General features: G+C 44.9%; 2 protein-coding genes. Both read right to left on the bottom strand.

Going from position 1 to position 1,278, the window contains the following annotated elements; genetic code table 11:
- A partial coding sequence (locus B7Y67_RS18365; RefSeq protein WP_293599867.1) for a hypothetical protein occupies positions 1–315 on the bottom strand: 315 nt, incomplete at its 3' end.
- A gap of 77 nt (positions 316–392) precedes the next feature.
- Positions 393–1,278: type ISP restriction/modification enzyme (locus B7Y67_RS18360; protein WP_367227311.1), on the bottom strand; the 886-nt coding region annotated here is incomplete at its 5' end.

The raw sequence follows: 1,278 nt of genomic DNA, 5'->3' as shown, positions 1-1,278 counted from the left end.
TTCAGCTTTTGAACCAATATGAGTTATGCTCCGATTAATTTTAATGAAAAAAATCGCCAAAAGTATATAACATAATGCAGTCAGAAACCCTGAAACCACAGCGCCTATTTGATCTGATTTATTGTTACTAATGAGACCTGGAAATTGGGACATAATGTAGTTTTCAATATGATAAAATACTTTAAGTATTGAAGGATAGATAATGTGGACACAAGTCGCGGCTATAGCAAGGTAAATTAAAGCCAGAAGTAATTTTGCTGCTGGTTTACCGAATGTTTGCTCTATTTGCTCTACTATCCCACCGCTAAAATCCACACCAAAAATCCTTTTATCCAGTCCGAATACAGTATAAGCTAAAAGATCGGGAAACCTGCCTCAACGTCCAAGAATAATCAATCGATATCCAGAGGTGGCAGGCTTTTAACGATTTTCATCGTCTCAAGGCTCACGGTAACGACTCGCATAAACAGCTCCAACGGGTAGCATGGGTTGTGCATGGTCTCAATCGCCCAGTCATTGGCATCATTCATGATGCCGCTATCCTTGTCCGTCTTCACGCATTGGCGCTCCACCACCCAGTCAAGCGCGGGCTTGCCATTCACCACATACTCGTACGCTTCCAGAGGAATACCGGTGAGAGTAATTTTGGCATTGTAGTGTAGTGTCGTTAGGTCTTTCTCGCCGCTTTTTTTCCCATACCTCATCTTTTCAACACGATAGTCGGCATCGGTCAACTTCTGGTTACCCGCGTCGATTTTAAGGGCGTAGGGAGCCACTGTTTCGTAGTTCAAGTGCAGATCAGCCAAGTCGCGCCCAGCCTTGCTGAATGCCCAAAAATCCTCCGGAGTATTGACACAGGGGATGCGTGGCAGCTCCTTTGAAAGGTTATCGGCATAGCGTTCTCGATAGTCAGGCGAATGAAGCAAGCCATAGACATAGTAGAATATGTCTTCTTTACTCATGTCGTCCGAAGGATACGAGGCGCGAAAATGTGCTAGTCCCGCATCAGTAATGGCGTCTCGCCGAAATTGGATATTTTCGCGATTCGATCGATCAGAGAACAAGTCGGCGTTAGATGCTTTGTCCGGTTCGGCTGCCGACTCGTCAAACACATAGAGAGGAAAGCATTGGGCTGTTTGAATGGCATGAAAATTAGGGACAGCATCGGTGATGAGTGCCGAAAAATCGTTCTGCGCACCAACTCCTGAAAGGCAAATGACAAAGTTTTTGCTGTGATTACCTATAGGAAAATAACGAGGCATAAGATTCCGTGTCCAA

The sequence above is a fragment of the Polynucleobacter sp. 35-46-11 genome, assembly GCF_002281105.1.
The sequence above is the reverse complement of the archived record's forward strand: the minus strand, read 5'-3'. Positions and strand labels throughout refer to the sequence as shown.